Source organism: Nonomuraea sp. NPDC049378, assembly GCF_055586745.1.
In genome coordinates this window covers 104,466-118,686 of record NZ_JBVJHP010000010.1, presented here as the reverse complement: position 1 = coordinate 118,686, position 14,221 = coordinate 104,466, and the positions used below count along the sequence as shown (strand labels likewise).

Sequence of the window (14,221 nt, the reverse complement as noted above, 5' to 3'; positions counted from 1 at the left end):
GGGCCGGGATGAAACACGTCAGCTCTGCTGATGTCAACGGTGACGGGTTCGCGGACGTTCTTGCGGTGAAGTCGGATGGGTCGTTGCAGTATTTCGGCAACAACTTCAGGGTGTCGCCCAAGGCGCCCTTCGGCAACGGCTACCAGGTCGGCTCGGGCTGGGACTCCGTCAGGCATCTGCGTTGATCCCGCGGGGTCCCCATGCCGGAGCGCCTGCTCGACGGGGTTGACGGGGCGACGCCCGTCGCGCGAGCTGAACGTGGATGCCCCGTAGGTGCTTTCGGCGCTAATGTGATCGGATGCCCCGCCTGCTGGTTCTCGGCGCAGCCGTCCTGACGGTCGCGGCCGGGTTGGGGGTGCGGGCCCTGTTCGACGGCCCCGTGCCGAAGTACGCCGGCGACGCCCTCTACACCGTGCTGATCTACACGCTCGTGACGCTGGCCCTTCCCAGAGTGAAGCCCTGGGTGGCGGCGGGGGTGTCGACCGGCGCGAGCTGGCTGATCGAGTTCGCCCAGCTCGGGGAGATCCCGGCCGTGCTGCGGCCGCTGCTGGGCAGCACATTCAACCCGCCCGATCTCTTCTGGTACGCGGTCGGCGCCGCGGCGGCGTGGGCCGCGCACACGCTCTGGCTGAGGAGGACCGGATGACGGCGTGGCGCATCCTGCTGGTCACGGCCGCCATCGCGGGCCTGGCGAGCCTGGCGGCGTCGGTCGGCCGCCCGTGGGCCTATTTCACGGTGCAGAGCAACGTCATGCTCGCGCTCTACTATGCCTGGCGGCTGGTCAACGACCGCAGGAGGCCGGCCTCCGCCGACGTCAAAGGCGCGGTGACCCTGTACCTTCTGGTCACCTGCCTGGTCAACTACGTCTCGCGCGACCTGGCGAACCCGCTGGCGCTGCTGGACGGCGGCGTGCGCGGGCTGGGCAACTTCCTGCTGCACTACGTGACGCCCGTCATGGCGCTGGTCGACTGGGTCGCTTTTGACCGGTCGCGCCGGTCGCGCTGGTCGGCGCCGTTCGCGTGGCTGGGCTTCCCGCTCCTGTACGGCGCCTTCGTGCTGCTCGCCGCCCCCAACCTCCCCCGCCGCTACGTCTACCCGTTCCTGGACGTGGAGCGACTGGGCTGGCCGACGGTCGCCTCGGCGGCCCTGGCCGCGCTGGCCGTCTTCGTGACGCTGGGCTACGTACTGCTCGGCGTCCGCCGGGTCACGCACGAACCGGCGGACGATTGACCCGCGCGCCGGCGAACCGGACCAGAATCCCTCGCAGGAGGGTGAGGGTCCGGTCGCCAGCTGGAGGTGGGAGTGCTGAAGGACGTCGGAGCGGGTTGCTCGGCCCAGGCCATGAGCCCTCGCGCGAGCCCGAATGCGACCCCGCTCGGAAGCCCGATCAGGAGCCCCGTCACCAGCCCGGCCACGGGCCCGAGAACGAGCATGGACGCGACCCCGAACGCGAGCCCGGACAGGAGGCTGGGCGCGAGCCCGCCGGCGAGCCCGGACCAACGTTTGACCGGCTGGCCGGCGTCGGGTTTCGTGCCGGCGATGCGGTTCACGGGGCCGGCGCGACGGCGTCGCAGGGCCCTGGCGCCTGTGACGAGGGCGGTGGAGACGGCGGAGAGGGGGTGGTGGTGGATGAGCGGCGCAGGAGCAGGTATCCCACCAGCGCGGCGAGCAGGCCGGCCAGGCCGGCCGCGGCGAAGCCGCCCGCCGGCACGGACGCGTCGATCGCCACTCCCACGACCGGTGAACCGAGCGCGAACCCCGCGCTCGCCGCCGAGGAGTGCAGGCCGGTCGCCTCGCCTCGCACGCCGGCGGGCGCCAGCCGGCTCACCGCGTCGGCGACCGTGGAGAGAGTCGGTGCGGTGAGCAGCCCGGCGCCGATGACGGCCACGCACAACCAGGGCCAGTCATGGGCGAGCCCGGCCGGGATCGTCGCCAGCCCGAGGAGGCCGAGCAGCAGCCAGGTGGGCATCGGCCGGGGCAGCGCTCCGTAGACCAGACCGCCCACGACGGACGTCACCCCGAACACGGCGATGACCACGGCCGCCCACGAGACCTGACCGGCTTCTCGCAGAGTGGCGACGATGGCCAGGTCGACGCCGCTGAGCAACATCGCGACGCCGAATCCCATCGTCAGGACGGCGACCATGCGGGCTCCGAGCCACTCCCGCCGCCGGGGCCGGCCCGCCGCCTCGCCGGCTGCCTCGTCCTCTGTTCGCAGCGGCGGGTCGAGCAGGGCGATCACGGCCCCGCCGGCGACGATCGCGGCGCCCACGCCCCACGCCACCACGCCGGGCGACGTCTCCGCCGCGCACACGATCACCACCGCCGGCCCGACCATGTACGACAGCTCGCCGACCACCGACTCCAGCGCGTACGCCGGCCGCCGCTGCTCCGCCGCCGTCATCGCGGCGATCGCCTGCCTGGTGACCGACTGGATCGGCGCCATCAGCAGGCCGGCGGCGAAGGAGGCGCCCAGCAGGATCACGTACGGCAGCACGGGAACGGTCGCCCAGAACACCAGCTGGGCCGCGATCGTGACCACCAGCACGGTACGCAGGCCCCGCCGGTCGATCACCCTGCCCACCAGCGGCCCGCCCAGTGCGACCCCGGCGGTGAGCGCCGCCACCACCGCTCCGGCCGCCGCGTAACTGAGGTCGAGGGCGATGACGACGTACATCGTCAGTGCCATCGCGTCAGCCGTGATCGCGGTGCGGGCGAGCAGGGAGATGCTCAGCAGCGGCGTCATGCCCGGCACCGCGAGCACCTGCCGGAATCTGGTCACCGTTGCGACGGTAGGTCACCCGGCAGGCCATAGGAAGCCGTCAATCTGTTGGACCAGGCATAATGAATGCTTATGACGCCTGATCTGGAGACCGCGCTGCTGCGCTCGTTCGTCACCACCGTTCGCGCGGGCAGCATCAGCCGTGCGGCGGCGGCGCTCGGCCGCACACAGCCCGGGCTCAGCCAGCAGTTGCGCAAGCTCGAAAGGGCTGTCGGCAGTCCGCTGCTGCACCGGGCGCCGTCCGGAGTCTCGCCGACCCGGGTGGGCGAGGAGCTCCTGCCCTACGCCGAGCGCATCCTCGCGCTGTCGGCTCAGGCGCTCGCCGAGACGGGACGCGCGCTCACCGGGCACTGCGGAGTGGGGCTCCACGAAGATCTCACCGCCGGCCGCCTTCCTCAGGCACTCGCCGACCTCGCTCGGCTGCACCCCGACGCGACGCTGGAGGTGCTCAGCCTCTCCACGGCGGCGATGCGGGAGGCGTACGACACGGGCCGGGTGCAACTCGTGCTCGACGAGGTTCCCGACCTTCCCTGGCCGCCGCGCTGGACGGTGCGCCTGCCGCTGGTCTGGGCGGTCGGGCAGGGCGTCGCCGTCGACGCCGATCCGCTGCCGGTGGTGCTGTTCTCCAACACGTGCGCCTGGCGGACGTCGGTGCTGGAGGCGATGGAGGGCTTGGGGCGTCCCTGGCGGGTGGCGTTCGAGAGCAACAGCCTCGCCGGAGTGCTCGCGGCGCTACGGGCCGGGCTCGGCGTCGCGGCGGTCCTGCCGGCCAACCTGGAGCCGGCCATGGCCTGCCACGACCCGGCCGCGCTGCCCGCCCTGCCGGACGTCGAACTAGGCCTCGCCCGCCACCCCCGTACCGAAGGCGATGCGCTCGTCGACGCCGTGGAGACCGCCCTGCGGCGGATGATCTGACCCGCCCGCCTCCCCGGGCCGGCCACCATGCGGCGGCCCCGCCTCCGGCGGCCCCGCCCAGGCCCGGCCGGCCTGAGCCCGGTACCAGCCGAGCGAGCCGGTGAGCCGCGTGGCAAGCCGCGTGTCACCCAGCCGCACGGCCGCCTCCAGCGCTCCGTGCAGGTTGGCGGTCTCGGCGTCCAGCCGCCGTATCCAGCGGTGTCGCGCGGGCCCGGCCTGGTACGACTCGGCGCACTCGGCGAGCTGCGTGTAGTAGGTGGCGTACCACCGCAGGACGAGGTCGTGCTCGCCGGCCTCGCGCAGCCGCTCCAGCGCGTAGATCGCCACGGACTCCAGCAGCCGGTACCTGCCCTCCGACCGCACGACCAGGGAGCGGTCCACCAGGCGGGCCAGAAGGCCGGCGACGTCGGCCGGGTCGATGTCAGGACCGAGGACGGCCCGCGTTGCCGGCGCGGCGTCGCCGGGCGGACCGCCGGGGACGGGCAGGGGCACCGCGCAGACCCGTTCCGCCGCACCCAGCGTGCACCCTCCGATCTGCACCGACAGGCGGCGGAGGACGACGCGCTCCGGCTCGGTCAGCAGTTCCCAGCTCCAGTCGATCGCCGCCTTGAGAGTGCGCTGGTGCGCGGGGCCGGCCCGGCGTCCGGCCGACAGCAGAGGGAACCGGTCGTCGAGCCGCTCGGCCAGGGCCTTCACCCCCAGCGCCGGCACCCGGGCCGCGGCCAGCTCCAGCGCCAGCGGGATGCCGTCGAGGCGGCGGCAGATCACCTCGACGGCGGCGGCGTCCGCGGCCGACACCGCCGGACCCCGCCCCGCGTCGGCGGCGCGGGCGGAGAACAGCAGCGCCGCGGCGGCGGCGTCCAGCGGTGCGACCTCCCGCACGACCTCGCCTGCCACGCCGAGCGGCTCCCTGCTGGTGGCGACGACCCGGGGTCCGGAGCCGGCGCGCAGCAGCAGCTCGGCGAGCTTGGCCACCGGCTCGACCACGTGCTCGCAGTTGTCGAGGACCAGCAGCGCCCGGCGGCTGCCGAAGGCGGACGCGATCCGCTCGCCCGGGAGGCCAGCCCCGCCGTTGTCGCGCAGGCCGAGCGCCGCCTCGATCGCCTCGGCCACGTCCGATGCCACAGCCAGCAGATCCACCCAGTACACGCCGTCGGGGAAGTCGCCGGCCAGCCGCCGGGCGGCCTCCAGCGCCAGGCGGCTCTTGCCCACCCCGGCGGTGCCGGTGAGCGTCACGAGCCGGGCCGTGCCGGGCAGGGTGGCCAGCTCGGCCAGCGCCTCGTCCCGGCCCACGAGGCCGGTGAGCGGCTCGGGCAGCCGGCCGGGCGCGGGAGCCGGAGGGACCGGCGGGCGGCGCAGGCCGGGCCGCTGCTCCAGGATCGCCTGGTGCAGGGCGGCGAGCTCGGGGCCCGGGTCGAGGCCCAGCTCGTCGCGCATGCGCTCGCGGAGCGCCTGGTAGACCTTCAGCGCTTCGGCCTGCCGTTCGGAGCGGTAGAGGGCGCGCATCAGCAGCCCGTGGAAGCGTTCCCTCAGCGGGTGCTGCGCGGCCTGCCCGGCCAGCTCGCCGACCAGCGAAGCGTCCTGGCCGAGTGCCAGCCGTACCTCCGCATAGTCTTCGAGTACGGCAAGCCGCTGCTCCTCCAGCAGATCCGCGGCCCCGCGGACGAGCGGTTCGCCGGGCAGGTCGTCGAAGTCGGCGTAGGCCGGGCCGCGCCACCATTCCAGCGCCTCGGCCAGCAGCGCGGCCCGCTCGCCCGGATCGTCGGAGGACCGGGCACGGCCGGCCGCTTCCTGGAAGCGGCGCACGTCGGTGTCGCCGTCGATCGAGAAGCCGGTCGGCCGGGTGACGACCAGCTCCCGGGCTCCCGGCTCCGCCTCGTCGAGCGCCCGGCGCAGCTGCGACACCTTGGCGCGCAGCGCGCCCAGCGGCTTGCCCGGCGGCTCCGGACCCCACAGGCTCTCGATCAGCCGTTCCGCCGGCACGACCCGCCCGTTGTGGGCGAGCAGACCGGCCAGCAGCGCCCGCACCTTGCGCTCGGGAACCCTGACCGAGCAGCCGTCAGCTGCGATCACCTCGAGCGGGCCAAGTACGGCGAAGTGCATGAACCTCACCCTAAACAGGCCAGAAACAAACCATAACGCCTGTCCCCGAGGCTGAACACATGACGATCACCGCTGCCCGCGCCGGGGCGCGCGCCTGGCTCGGACTGTCCGTCCTCGCCCTGGCCACGCTCTTGCTCGCCGTGGACAACACGGTTCTTGTGCTCGCCCTTCCTCACCTGGCCGCCGACCTGGGTCCCAGCGCCACCGAGCTGCTGTGGATCACCGACGTGTACGGCTTCATGATCGCCGGTTTCATGATCACCATGGGATGGCTCGGCGACCGGATCGGCCGGCGGAAGCTGCTGTTGATCGGCGCGGTCGTGTTCGGCGCCGTCTCCGCCCTGGCCGCCTACTCCACCTCCACGACGATGCTGATCGCCGCGCGCGTGCTGCTGGGCGTCGCGGGCGCGGCCATGGGGCCGTCGGCTCTGGCGCTGGTGACGGGGTTGTTCACCGAGGCCAGGCAGCGGGCCATGGCCATCGGCGTGTTCACCGCCTGCTTCATGGGCGGGGCCGCGGCCGGGCCGGTGATCGCCGGATCGCTGCTGGAGACCTTCTGGTGGGGATCGGTGTTCCTGATGGGAGTCCCCATCATGGTCCTGGTCGTGGCGGGCGGCCTGATCCTGCTGCCGGAGACCGCGCCCGAGGGCTCCGGCCGGCTCGACCTGGCCAGCGTCGCGCTGTCGCTGGCCACGATCCTGCCGGTCGTCCACGGCCTGAAGGAGCTGGCCAACGACCCCGCCCAGACGATGGCCTACGCCGTGCTCGCGGCCGGCCTCGTGTCCGGCGTGGCGTTCGTGCGGCGGCAGCGCCGGCTGGCCGAGCCGCTGATGGACACGGGCCTGTTCGCCGACCGCGCGTTCAGGGCGGCCCTGCTCATCCTCGCGCTCTCCATGGTGATCCAGGGCGGCGTCTACCTGTTCGTCAGCCAGCACCTGCAACTCGTCGAAGGACTCTCGCCCATGGCGGCCGGGCTCTGGATGGCCGTCCCCGCTCTGGGGCTGGTGGGCGGTTCGCTCGCCGCCCCTGTCATCGCCGGGGCGTTCCGGCCGGGGACGGTCGTGGGGGTGGGGCTGGTGGTGGCGGCCGCCGGATTCGCCGTGGTGGTGGCGGGCGGCGGCCTCCTCACGCTGGTCGCCGGCGTCACGGTCGCCTTCCTCGGCATGGCTCCCGTCGGCGCGCTGGGACTCGACCTCATCGTCGGGTCCGCGCCGCGGGAGCGGGCCGGGTCCGCCTCCGCCCTGGCGGAGAGCGGCGGCGAACTGGGGATCGCCCTCGGCGTCGCGCTGCTCGGCAGCGTCGGCACGGCCGTCTACGGCAGCCGGGTCACCTTGCCGCAGGCGGGCTCCTCGCTCAATGAGGCGCTCGACGCCGCCGCGGGCCTGCCGCCGGGGCCGGCCGCGGCTCTCGTGGCGGAGGCCCGGGCCGCCTTCGCCCAAGGCTTGTTCGTCGTCGCGGCCATCAGCGCGGTGCTGGCACTCGGCCTGGCCGTGGTCTCCCTGACGCTGCTCCGGCACCTCCGCCCGATCGGCCAGGACGGCCGTCACTAGCCAGCAGAGTCGGGCCGGTCACCGGGCGGGCAGGGCCGCCTCGACCTTGGCCACGGCCGACGACAGCGCGCCGACCCAGCCCGGAAGCCGTTCGCGGTCGAAGCGGGCGGTCGGCAGGGCGAGCGACAGCGCGGCCACGGGCAGACCGTCCGCGTCCTTGATGGCCATGCCGACGGCCGTCAGACCGGTCTCGGTGAGCTGGTCGTTGATGGCGAAGCCGCGCTCGCGCACCAGTGCCAGCTCGCGGCGCAGGCGGGGAAGGTCGACGCTGTCGTCCTCGCTGTAGAGGGCGTCCAGTTGCTCCTCGGGCAGCGCGGCCAGGATCGTCCTGCCGCCCGACACGCGGTGCGCCGGCAGCGAGCGCCCCACCCGGTCGCCCACCCGCAGGATCTGCGGGGACTCCACGGTGGAGATGAAGCGCACCTCCGTGCCTGCGGGGACCATGAGGTTGGCCGACTCCTGGGTCCGTTCCACCAGGGCGCGCAGCTCCGGCTGGCAGATCTCGCGCAGCAGGGCGACGGGCGCGGCGGAGGCGGCGGCCGGGCGCAGCACCTTGCCAGGCCGGTAGCGCCGGTCGGGCCCCTGCTCGGCGAAGTCCCGGTAGACCAGCATGGCCAGGAGCCGGTGGGCGGTGGAGACCGCCACGCCGAGCCGTTCCGCGGCGTCGGTCACCCGCATGGGGCCTTCCTGCTGCAGCAGCGCGGCGAGGTGGAGCGCGTGGTCCACGGATGAGAGCGCGTATGGCGGCTTATTCCTCATGGCAGAAAGAGTTTATCTGGAGAACGGAAAATAGTGCAGGGTGGTTTCATGACCACCATTGATCCACCGGCGGTGCCCATCGTCGCGACCGACGCCGAGGACCAGCCCGAGCGCATACCGGCGCTGGAGGCCCTGTACCGCGGCTTCGAGTCGGAGCTGCTGATCCCGCTGTGGACGCAGATCGGTGACCTGATGCCGCTTTCCCCCCGATCGAGGGCCGTGCCGCACCTGTGGCGGTGGAACCGGCTGTTGCCGATGGCCGAGCAGGCGGGCGAGCTGGTGCCGGTGGGCCGCGGCGGCGAGCGACGGGCCATCGCGCTGGCCAACCCCGGGCTCGGCGGCCGGCCGTTCGCCACCCCGACGCTGTGGGCGGCGATCCAGTACCTCAACCCGGGCGAGGACGCCCCCGTGCACCGGCACACCCAGAACGCCTTCCGCTTCGTCGTGGAAGGCGAGGGCGTCTGGACGGTGGTGGACGGCGACCCGGTCGCGATGCGCCGCGGAGACTTCCTGCCCCAGGCCGGCTGGCACTGGCACGGCCACCACAACGTCACCGACCGGCCGATGGCCTGGATCGACGGCCTGGACATCCCGTTCCAGCATTTCGCGGAAGCGACGTTCTTCGAGTTCGGCCCCGACGAGGTGGAGACCCGCGAGGCGCCCGACCGCTCCCGCTCCGAGCGCCTGTGGGGGCACCCCGGGCTGCGGCCCCTCACGCACCTCCAGCCGGCGCCCGCCACCCCGTTGCTGGCCTATCGCTGGGAGCACACCGACCGCGCGCTGAACGAGCAGCTCGCCCTGGAGGCCGAGGGCTGCCGGGCCACGATCGAGCCCGGCCACGCCGCCGTACGCTACGTCAACCCGGCCACGGGCGGCGACGTCATGCCGACGTTGCGCACCGACTTCCACCGGCTCGCGCCGGGCACTGCCACCGCCGCCACGCGAGAGGCCGGATCGTCGGTCTACCAGGTGTTCGAGGGCACAGGCGAGATCGCCGTGGCCGAGCACACCTGGCGCGTCGAGCGCGGCGACCTGTTCGTGGTGCCGTCGTGGCAGCCGCTGACGCTGACCACCGAGCACGGCCTGGACCTGTTCAGGTTCAGCGACACACCGATCTTCGAGCGGCTGCACCTGCACCGCGTCCAGACCGAGGGGGGCCGGCCATGAGACTCGCCACCGTCCGCACCGCCGGGGGCACCCGCGCGGCCAAGCACACCGGCGACGGGTACGTGGATCTCGGGCTGCCCGACGTGGGAGCCCTGCTGGCCAAAGACGACTGGCCCGAGCTGGCCGCCCGTGCCGACGGGCCGGTCCTGCGGGCCGGCGACCTCGCGCCCGTCGTCCCGCGGCCGGGCAAGATCCTGTGCGTCGGGCTCAACTACCGTACGCACATCCTGGAGATGGGCCGGGAGCTGCCGGACCATCCCACGTTGTTCGCCAAGTTCGCCGAGGCCCTGATCGGCCCGCGCGACGACATCCAGCTCGCGCCGGAGTCCTCGGCCGTCGACTGGGAGGCCGAGCTGGCCCTGGTGATCGGCGCCACGGTGCGCCGGGCTTCGCCGGAGGAGGCGGCGGCCGCCATCGCCGGGTTCACCGTCATGAACGACGTCACCATGCGCGACTGGCAGTTCCGCACCAAGGAGTGGTTGCAGGGCAAGACGTTCGAGGGCACCACGCCGCTCGGCCCCGTGCTGGTCACACCCGACGAGCTGCCTGGCGGCGTGCGCCCTGCGCTGCCGATCCGCTGCCTCGTGGACGGCGAGCGGATGCAGCTGGCCGACACCGCCGACCTGGTCTTCGGGCCCGTGGACCTGGTCCGATACGCCTCCACGATCGTGACCCTGCGCCCTGGCGACGTCATCGCCACGGGCACTCCCGGCGGGGTCGGCCACGCCCGCACGCCCGCGCGCTACCTGAGCGACGGCGTCACCCTGGTGACGGAGGTCGAGGGCGTCGGCCGCCTGGAGAACACCGCGAGGACGGCATGAGCTCGCGCGCATGGATGGACCTGGGCACCGAGATGTTCCTGCGCACCGTTGATCGCCTCGACGACGCCCAGCTCTCCGAGCCGTCGGCGCTGCCCGGCTGGAACCGGCGGCACGTCGTCGCCCACGTCCACGGCAACGCCGAGGCGCTGCGCCGGTTGCTGAGCTGGGCCGCCACCGGCGTCGAACGGCGCATGTACGCCGGCGCCCGTCAGCGGGCCGAGGAGATCGAGTCCGCCTCGACGTTGCCCGCCCGCACCCTGCGCGCACTGGTCGCGCAGTCGGCGCACGACCTGGCCGCCGACATGGACCGGCTGCCCGAGCAGGCGTGGAACGCCCTCGTGGTGACGGCCAGGGGCCGCATCGTCCCGGCGGCCGAGATCGTCTGGATGCGCACCCGCGAGGTCACCGTGCACGCCGTGGACCTGGACCACGGCGTCGGCTTCGCCGACCTGCCGGAAGAGGTCAACGCCGCGCTGGTGGCGGACGCCCTGGACACGCACGCCCGCAGGAGCGGCGAGGCGGCCGCCGGCCTGGCGGCCTGGTTGACCGGCAGGAACGCGCAGCCGCCCGCTCTCGGGCCGTGGCTGTAGACGAAGGGAAGGAAACGATGGACGCTTCCACGGACGTCGTGGTGGCCGGAGGCGGCATCGGCGGGCTCGCCAACGCCTTCGCCCTGGCGTCGGCCGGGTTCACGGTCCGGGTCATGGAACGGGCGGCCGAGTTCGCCGAGGTCGGCGCGGGCCTGCAGATGGCGCCCAACGCCACCCGCGTCCTCGCCGGGTGGGGCCTCCTCGACGAGGTGCTGGCGGCCGGGGTGACACCCCGGAGGCTGCAGTTCAAGGACGCCCTCGACGGCTCCGCACTGACCCACCTCGCTCTGGACGAGGACTTCACCGGCCGCTACCACGCGCCGTACGTCGTCATCCACCGCAGCGACCTGCTCGACATCCTGGCCCGCGCCTGCGAGCGCGCCGGGGTCGAGATGGTGCCGGGTTGTGAGGTCCACGACGTCGTGGACGGGCCGGACGCGGCCGTGGTCCGCAGTTCCCTCGGCCGGCACCGGGCACGCCTGGTGATCGTGGCCGACGGGCTGCACTCGCGGCTGCGGGCGCGCTTCAGCGACGACCGGCCTGTCTGCTCGGGTTACGTCGCCTACCGCGGCGCCATCCCGGTCGAACGGCTCGGCCGCGAGCTGGATCCCGAGACGGCCTCCGACGTGGTCGTGCACGTCGGACCCGGCTGCCACCTCGTCCAGTACCCGCTGCGCCGGGGCGAGATCTTCAACACCGTCGCCGTCTTCCGCTCTCCCGCCTACGAGCGGGGAGAAAGGGACTGGGGCGGGCCCGAGGAGCTGGACGCGGCCTTCGCGCGCTGCTCTCCCGGCGTTCGCGAGGGTTTGACGTCGTTGTGGCGCGACCGACGCTGGCCGATGTACGACCGGCTGCCGATCGCCAACTGGACGGACGGCCGCGTCGTGCTGACCGGGGACGCGGCCCATCCCATGCTGCAGTATCTGGCTCAGGGCGCCTGCCAGGCGATCGAGGACGCCCACCACCTGACCGCCGAGCTGGCCGCGGCCGGACGGGACCGCTGGACGGAGGCGCTCCAACGCTACGAGGCCGCGCGGACCACGCGCACCGCCTGGATCCAGGAGACGGCCAGGACGTGGGGTGAGATGTGGCATGTGGACGGCGTCGGCAGGCTGCTGCGCAACGAGCTGTTCCGCCGCCGTGACCCCCGCGACTACACCCACATCGACGATCTGTACGCCGTGCGCGCGTAGGGCGGCGGGCCAGGGGGCTGTCTCGCGGTCAGAACGCCGCTTCCGGGACGTCCATCAGGTCGTTGTCCGTGGCCTCGACGATGGCGCGGTGGGCGTCCAGCAGCGGAAGCACGGTGAGCGCGAAGAACCGCGCGACGGCTGTCTTCCCCCGGTAGAAGGCGCGGTCGGCGGGGGAGAGGTGGCCCTGGTCCAGCCGGCGGTGGGCCGTGTCGGCCTGCCGCAGGAGCAGGTAGCCGACCATGAGGTCACCCGCGCACATGAGCAGGCGGGTGGTGTTCTGGCCGGCCTTGTAGCGTTCGCGCGGGTCCTCGCTGCTGCGCCGGGCGTGGCCGAGCATCGCGTCGGCCATGCCCGTGACGGCGTCCCTGGCCCGCGAGACGGCCGCACGCTCGCGCCGCAGCCGGTCGTCGCCGGCCAGGGATTGCAGGAAGTCGCCGATCTCGGTCAGGACGGCGTCGAGCGCCCGCCGGCCGTCCCTCGCGATCTTTCGGAAGAACAGGTCCTGGCCCTGGATCGCGGTGGTGCCCTCGTACAGGGTGTCGACCTTCGTGTCGCGCACGTACTGCTCCAGGGGGTAGTCCTGGAGGTAGCCGGAGCCGCCGAGGGTCTGCAGGGCGTGGGCGAGCTGCTCGTACGAGCGCTCCGAGCCGACGCCCTTGACGATCGGCAGCAGGAGCGCGTTGACCGCCCTGGCCGTGCCGACGTCGGAGCCCGCGTGCTCGCCGGCCGCCACCTTGTCCTGCCAGCCCGCGGTGTAGAGGACCAGCGCCCGCAGTCCTTCGGCGTAGGCCTTGTTCAGCATGAGGCTGCGGCGCACGTCAGGATGGCTGATGATGGCCACTTGGGGGGCGGACCTGTCACCCAGCCGGGTGAGGTCCGCCGACTGCATCCGGGTCCGGGCGTGGTCCAGCGCGTGCAGGTAGCCCGTCGACAAGGTCGCGACGGCCTTCACGCCGACCAGCATCCGGGTGTGCTCGATCACGTGGAACATCTGGGCGATGCCGTCGTGCGTGTCGCCGAGCAGATAGCCGACGGCGGGCTCCCGCTCGCCGAACCGGAGCTCACAGGTGGTGGACGCCTTGATCCCCATCTTGCGTTCGAGGTTGCTCACCTGCACGCCGTTGCGGCCGAGCGGCTCGCCGGTCCGCAGGTCGAACAGGAGCTTCGGCACGATGAAGAGCGACAGCCCCTTCGTGCCGGCCGCCGTGGCCCCCTCCGGGCGGGCCAGCACGAGGTGCACGATGTTCTCGGTGAGGTCGTGGTCGCCGGAGGTGATGAAGCGTTTGACCCCTTCGATGTGCCAGGTGCCGTCGTCCTGCCGCACGGCCTTCGTACGGCCGGCGCCGACGTCCGAACCGGCGTCCGCTTCGGTGAGGGCCATGGTGGAGCCCCAGCCTCGCTCGATCATGTGCGCGGCGATCCTGCGCTGTTCCTGCGTGCCCTCGCGGTGGACGACGCCGGCGAAGGGCACCCCGGTGCCGTACAGATGGGCCGCCGGGTTGGACCCGAGGATCAACTCGGCCACCGCCCAGACCAGCGTGCGAGGGGCGGCCACGCCGCCCAGCTCCGGCGGCGCCTCAAGCCGCCACCATTCCGCGGCGCGCAAGGCCGCGTACGCCTTCTTCAGCGAGTCCGGCACCGTGACGGAGCCGGACTCGGGGGAGAAGACGGGAGGATTGCGGTCGGCATCCGAGAACGAGGCGGCCAGCGGCCCTTCGGCCAGCCGCGCCACCTCCGAGAGGACGTGCCGGCAGGCCTCGTGATCCAGGTCGGGGAAGAGGGCGGAGCCGAGGAATCGGTCGATGCCCAGCATCTCGAACAGGTTGAACTCGATGTCGCGGACATTGCTTCGGTAGTGGCTCATCAGCTCGCCCTTCCGGCGGTCAGCGGTAGTAGCGGAAGACCGGCCGGGCCACGCAGACGGGTTTGTCCACCCCGTCGGCGTGGATGGTCACGTCCAGCACGAGTTGCACGCCGCCGGCGATCCCGGTGGCCTCGGCGACCCGGGCGTGCAGCCGGATCCGGGCGTCCACCGGCACGGGGGCGGGGAAGCGGACCTTGTCGAGCCCGTAGTTCACCTTGGTGGTGGCGTCCCGGACGTCGAGCAGGTCGCCCCAGAGCGGGATGACCAGCGACAGGGTCAGGTAGCCGTGGGCGATGGTGGTGCCGAAGGGGCCGGCGGCGGCCGCGACGGGATCGACGTGGATCCACTGCCGGTCGTCCGTCGATTCGGCGAAGCCGTCGATGCGTTTCTGGTCGACGGTTCGATACGGGCTGTATCCGAGATCCTGCCCGGCCAGGCCGGGGAGTTCGGCGACGGTGACGGTTCTGGTCATGGAGG

Annotated in this window: 14 protein-coding genes; 9 read left to right on the top strand and 5 right to left on the bottom strand. The window is 73.0% G+C overall.

The genetic code is table 11. From position 1 onward, the window contains the following. The 3 genes from ACZ6SA_RS22580 to ACZ6SA_RS22570 all read left to right on the top strand — a co-directional run. The coding region (locus ACZ6SA_RS22580) for a hypothetical protein (RefSeq protein ID WP_465830116.1) at positions 1-185 on the top strand (185 nt) is incomplete at its 5' end. 113 nt (positions 186-298) lie between these two features. Beyond that, positions 299-646, top strand: coding sequence for a ribosomal maturation YjgA family protein (locus ACZ6SA_RS22575; protein WP_347643496.1), 348 nt, complete (start codon positions 299-301; stop codon positions 644-646). Continuing rightward, on the top strand, positions 643-1,230 hold the full coding sequence (locus tag ACZ6SA_RS22570) for a Pr6Pr family membrane protein (RefSeq protein WP_347643497.1): 588 nt from the start codon (positions 643-645) through the stop codon (positions 1,228-1,230). Before ACZ6SA_RS22575 ends, ACZ6SA_RS22570 begins: the two co-directional genes overlap by 4 nt. A 316-nt stretch (positions 1,231-1,546) precedes the next feature. Here the strand turns inward: ACZ6SA_RS22570 and ACZ6SA_RS22565 are convergent, their stop codons facing one another. Further along, positions 1,547-2,782, bottom strand: a complete 1,236-nt coding sequence (locus tag ACZ6SA_RS22565; RefSeq protein WP_465830113.1) for an MFS transporter — start codon at positions 2,780-2,782, stop codon at positions 1,547-1,549. A 72-nt stretch (positions 2,783-2,854) separates the two neighbouring features. Here ACZ6SA_RS22565 and ACZ6SA_RS22560 point away from each other — a divergent pair, with 72 nt between their 5' ends. Further along, the gene (locus tag ACZ6SA_RS22560) at positions 2,855-3,697 is read left to right on the top strand and encodes a LysR family transcriptional regulator (RefSeq protein WP_465830111.1); all 843 of its coding nucleotides are present in this window, start codon (positions 2,855-2,857) and stop codon (positions 3,695-3,697) included. Here the strand turns inward: ACZ6SA_RS22560 and ACZ6SA_RS22555 are convergent. Then, entirely contained in the window at positions 3,617-5,800 is a 2,184-nt protein-coding gene (locus ACZ6SA_RS22555; protein WP_465830109.1) for an AfsR/SARP family transcriptional regulator, read from the bottom strand. The genes ACZ6SA_RS22560 and ACZ6SA_RS22555 overlap by 81 nt on opposite strands. Positions 5,801-5,859: 59 nt before the next feature. Between ACZ6SA_RS22555 and ACZ6SA_RS22550 the strand changes: the two genes are divergently transcribed. Beyond that, the gene (locus ACZ6SA_RS22550) at positions 5,860-7,350 is read left to right on the top strand and encodes an MFS transporter (RefSeq protein ID WP_465830107.1); all 1,491 of its coding nucleotides are present in this window, start codon (positions 5,860-5,862) and stop codon (positions 7,348-7,350) included. Between the two features lie 18 nt (positions 7,351-7,368). Here the strand turns inward: ACZ6SA_RS22550 and ACZ6SA_RS22545 are convergent, their stop codons facing one another. Next, positions 7,369-8,076 carry an IclR family transcriptional regulator gene (locus ACZ6SA_RS22545; RefSeq protein ID WP_443153941.1) on the bottom strand — a complete coding sequence of 236 codons (708 nt, stop codon included), beginning with the start codon at positions 8,074-8,076 and terminating at the stop codon, positions 7,369-7,371. A gap of 81 nt (positions 8,077-8,157) precedes the next feature. Between ACZ6SA_RS22545 and ACZ6SA_RS22540 the strand changes: the two genes are divergently transcribed. From ACZ6SA_RS22540 to ACZ6SA_RS22525, 4 genes are read left to right on the top strand one after another with little or no spacing between them, the layout of a single operon-like run. Beyond that, a complete protein-coding gene (locus ACZ6SA_RS22540) occupies positions 8,158-9,276 on the top strand; it encodes a cupin domain-containing protein (protein WP_465830104.1) in 1,119 nt (372 codons plus the stop codon). Then, positions 9,273-10,097 carry a fumarylacetoacetate hydrolase family protein gene (locus tag ACZ6SA_RS22535; RefSeq protein WP_465830102.1) on the top strand — a complete coding sequence of 275 codons (825 nt, stop codon included), beginning with the start codon at positions 9,273-9,275 and terminating at the stop codon, positions 10,095-10,097. The genes ACZ6SA_RS22540 and ACZ6SA_RS22535 overlap by 4 nt, the downstream gene beginning before the upstream one ends. Further along, positions 10,094-10,687: a maleylpyruvate isomerase family mycothiol-dependent enzyme gene (locus ACZ6SA_RS22530; RefSeq protein WP_465830100.1), complete on the top strand. Its 594-nt coding sequence runs from the start codon at positions 10,094-10,096 to the stop codon at positions 10,685-10,687. Before ACZ6SA_RS22535 ends, ACZ6SA_RS22530 begins: the two co-directional genes overlap by 4 nt. Before the next feature lie 17 nt (positions 10,688-10,704). Further along, entirely contained in the window at positions 10,705-11,880 is a 1,176-nt protein-coding gene (locus ACZ6SA_RS22525; RefSeq protein ID WP_465830098.1) for an FAD-dependent oxidoreductase, read from the top strand. A 28-nt stretch (positions 11,881-11,908) separates the two neighbouring features. Here ACZ6SA_RS22525 and ACZ6SA_RS22520 read toward each other — a convergent pair whose 3' ends face one another. Both ACZ6SA_RS22520 and ACZ6SA_RS22515 read right to left on the bottom strand, forming a co-directional pair. Next, on the bottom strand, positions 11,909-13,744 hold the full coding sequence (locus ACZ6SA_RS22520; RefSeq protein ID WP_347643507.1) for an acyl-CoA dehydrogenase: 1,836 nt from the start codon (positions 13,742-13,744) through the stop codon (positions 11,909-11,911). 19 nt (positions 13,745-13,763) lie between these two features. Next, positions 13,764-14,216 (bottom strand): MaoC family dehydratase, encoded by a 453-nt coding sequence (locus ACZ6SA_RS22515; RefSeq protein WP_347643508.1) that lies wholly within the window; start codon positions 14,214-14,216, stop codon positions 13,764-13,766. Positions 14,217-14,221: the final 5 nt, after the last annotated feature.

Excerpts from the sequence above, each read along its gene's own strand:
- ACZ6SA_RS22550 (WP_465830107.1), top strand. The coding sequence starts at position 5,860 with ATGACGATCACCGCTGCCCGCGCCGGGGCGCGCGCCTGGCTCGGACTG.
- ACZ6SA_RS22570 (WP_347643497.1), top strand. The coding sequence starts at position 643 with ATGACGGCGTGGCGCATCCTGCTGGTCACGGCCGCCATCGCGGGCCTG.
- ACZ6SA_RS22525 (WP_465830098.1), top strand. The coding sequence starts at position 10,705 with ATGGACGCTTCCACGGACGTCGTGGTGGCCGGAGGCGGCATCGGCGGG.
- ACZ6SA_RS22555 (WP_465830109.1), bottom strand. The coding sequence starts at position 5,800 with ATGCACTTCGCCGTACTTGGCCCGCTCGAGGTGATCGCAGCTGACGGC.
- ACZ6SA_RS22540 (WP_465830104.1), top strand. The coding sequence starts at position 8,158 with ATGACCACCATTGATCCACCGGCGGTGCCCATCGTCGCGACCGACGCC.
- ACZ6SA_RS22535 (WP_465830102.1), top strand. The coding sequence starts at position 9,273 with ATGAGACTCGCCACCGTCCGCACCGCCGGGGGCACCCGCGCGGCCAAG.
- ACZ6SA_RS22575 (WP_347643496.1), top strand. The coding sequence starts at position 299 with ATGCCCCGCCTGCTGGTTCTCGGCGCAGCCGTCCTGACGGTCGCGGCC.
- ACZ6SA_RS22515 (WP_347643508.1), bottom strand. The coding sequence starts at position 14,216 with ATGACCAGAACCGTCACCGTCGCCGAACTCCCCGGCCTGGCCGGGCAG.
- ACZ6SA_RS22560 (WP_465830111.1), top strand. The coding sequence starts at position 2,855 with ATGACGCCTGATCTGGAGACCGCGCTGCTGCGCTCGTTCGTCACCACC.
- ACZ6SA_RS22530 (WP_465830100.1), top strand. The coding sequence starts at position 10,094 with ATGAGCTCGCGCGCATGGATGGACCTGGGCACCGAGATGTTCCTGCGC.
- ACZ6SA_RS22520 (WP_347643507.1), bottom strand. The coding sequence starts at position 13,744 with ATGAGCCACTACCGAAGCAATGTCCGCGACATCGAGTTCAACCTGTTC.